The following is a 2,722-nucleotide window of genomic DNA, read 5'->3' on the forward strand; positions in this document are numbered from 1 at the left end:
TCGGAACAGCCCTTAAGCTTATTATGTGTTAATGGAAGGCTCTGGAAAGTGCCACGATACAGGGTGATAGTCCCGTACATGAAAACGCATTTTAAGTGAAATCGAGTAGGTCGGAGCACGTGAAACTTTGACTGAATATAGGTGGACCATCATCTAAGGCTAAATACTCCCAACTGACCGATAGTGAACCAGTACCGTGAGGGAAAGGCGAAAAGAACCCCTGTGAGGGGAGTGAAATAGAACCTGAAACCGTGTACGTACAAGCAGTAGGAGCCCACTTGTTGGGTGACTGCGTACCTTTTGTATAATGGGTCAGCGACTTATATTTTGTAGCGAGGTTAACCGATTAGGGTAGCCGTAGGGAAACCGAGTCTTAACTGGGCGAATAGTTGCAAGGTATAGACCCGAAACCCGGTGATCTAGCCATGGGCAGGTTGAAGGTTGAGTAACATCAACTGGAGGACCGAACCCACTAACGTTGAAAAGTTAGGGGATGACCTGTGGTTAGGAGTGAAAGGCTAATCAAACCGGGAGATAGCTGGTTCTCCCCGAAATCTATTTAGGTAGAGCCTCGGACGAATACTTACGGGGGTAGAGCACTGTTAAGGCTAGGGGGTCATCCCGACTTACCAACCCTTTGCAAACTCCGAATACCGTAAAGTAATATCCGGGAGACACACGGCGGGTGCTAACGTCCGTCGTGAAGAGGGAAACAACCCAGACCGCCAGCTAAGGTCCCAAAGTCATAGTTAAGTGGGAAACGATGTGGAAAGGCCCAGACAGCCAGGAGGTTGGCTTAGAAGCAGCCATCCTTTAAAGAAAGCGTAATAGCTCACTGGTCGAGTCGGTCTGCGCGGAAGATGTAACGGGGCTAAACTATGCACCGAAGCTGCGGATTCAGAATTTATTCTGAGTGGTAGGGGAGCGTTCTGTAAGCGGTTGAAGGTGTACCGGGAGGTATGCTGGACGTATCAGAAGTGCGAATGCTGACATGAGTAACGATAATGCGGGTGAAAAACCCGCACGCCGGAAGACCAAGGGTTCCTATCCCATGTTAATCAGGGTAGGGTAAGTCGACCCCTAAGGCGAGGCCGAAAGGCGTAGTCGATGGGAAACGGATTAATATTTCCGTACTTGGTATAATTGCGATGGGGGGACGGAGCAGGCTAAGCAAGCATGGCGATGGTAGTCCATGTGAAAGTGTGTAGGCTAGTGACTTAGGTAAATCCGGGTTACTGTTAGGCTGAGACACGAGACGAGTCACCAAGGTGATGAAGTTGCTGATGCCATACTTCCAGGAAAAGCCTCTAAGCTTCAGATTATACCGAATCGTACCCCAAACCGACACAGGTGGTCAGGTAGAGAATACTAAGGCGCTTGAGAGAACTCGGGTGAAGGAACTAGGCAAAATCGTACCGTAACTTCGGGAGAAGGTACGCTCCGATTGGTGATGAGACTTGCTCTTTAAGCTGATTGGAGCCGCAGTGACCAGGTGGCTGGGACTGTTTATTAAAAACACAGCACTGTGCAAAATCGCAAGATGACGTATACGGTGTGACACCTGCCCGGTGCCGGAAGGTTAATTGATGGGGTTATCTTCGGAGAAGCTCTTGATCGAAGCCCCGGTAAACGGCGGCCGTAACTATAACGGTCCTAAGGTAGCGAAATTCCTTGTCGGGTAAGTTCCGACCTGCACGAATGGTGTAACCATGGCCACGCTGTCTCCACCCGAGACTCAGTGAAATTGAAATCGCAGTGAAGATGCTGTGTACCCGCGGCTAGACGGAAAGACCCCGTGAACCTTTACTACAGCTTGGCACTGAACATTGAACCTACATGTGTAGGATAGGTGGGAGACTTAGAAGCAGAGACGCTAGTTTTTGTGGAGTCGTCCTTGAAATACCACCCTTGTAGTTTTGATGTTCTAACGTTGGCCCCTGAATCGGGGTTACGGACAGTGCCTGGTGGGTAGTTTGACTGGGGCGGTCTCCTCCCAAAGAGTAACGGAGGAGCACGAAGGTTGGCTAAGTACGGTCGGACATCGTACGGTTAGTGTAATGGTAGAAGCCAGCTTAACTGCGAGACAGACACGTCGAGCAGGTACGAAAGTAGGTCATAGTGATCCGGTGGTTCTGAATGGAAGGGCCATCGCTCAACGGATAAAAGGTACTCCGGGGATAACAGGCTGATACCGCCCAAGAGTTCATATCGACGGCGGTGTTTGGCACCTCGATGTCGGCTCATCACATCCTGGGGCTGAAGTCGGTCCCAAGGGTATGGCTGTTCGCCATTTAAAGTGGTACGCGAGCTGGGTTTAGAACGTCGTGAGACAGTTCGGTCCCTATCTGCCGTGGGCGTTTGAGAATTGAGAGGGGTTGCTCCTAGTACGAGAGGACCGGAGTGAACGAACCGCTGGTGTTCGGGTTGTCATGCCAATGGCATTGCCCGGTAGCTACGTTCGGAACTGATAAGCGCTGAAAGCATCTAAGCGCGAAGCAGGCCTCGAGATGAGTTCTCACTAGACTTTTAAAGTCTCTGAAGGGCCGTTGAAGACTACAACGTTGATAGGCAAGATGTGGAAGTGGTGTGAGCCATTAAGCTAACTTGTACTAATTACCCGTGAGGCTTAACCATACAACGCCAAACGCGTTTTATGTGATAGTGAAACAAGCGAAGAAGTTAATATAACTAAAGTAGATACTTGAAGACTTTATTATCAGAA

Annotated in this window: 1 rRNA gene; it reads left to right on the forward strand. The window is 49.9% G+C overall.

Features of this window, described 5'->3' with window-relative positions:
- A 23S ribosomal RNA gene (locus QL984_RS18360) occupies nt 1-2,634 on the forward strand; the annotation flags it as partial.
- Between the last annotated feature and the right edge of the window lie 88 nt (nt 2,635-2,722).

The organism is Pseudoalteromonas sp. APC 3495, from assembly GCF_030407645.1.
GTDB lineage: Bacteria > Pseudomonadota > Gammaproteobacteria > Enterobacterales > Alteromonadaceae > Pseudoalteromonas > Pseudoalteromonas tetraodonis.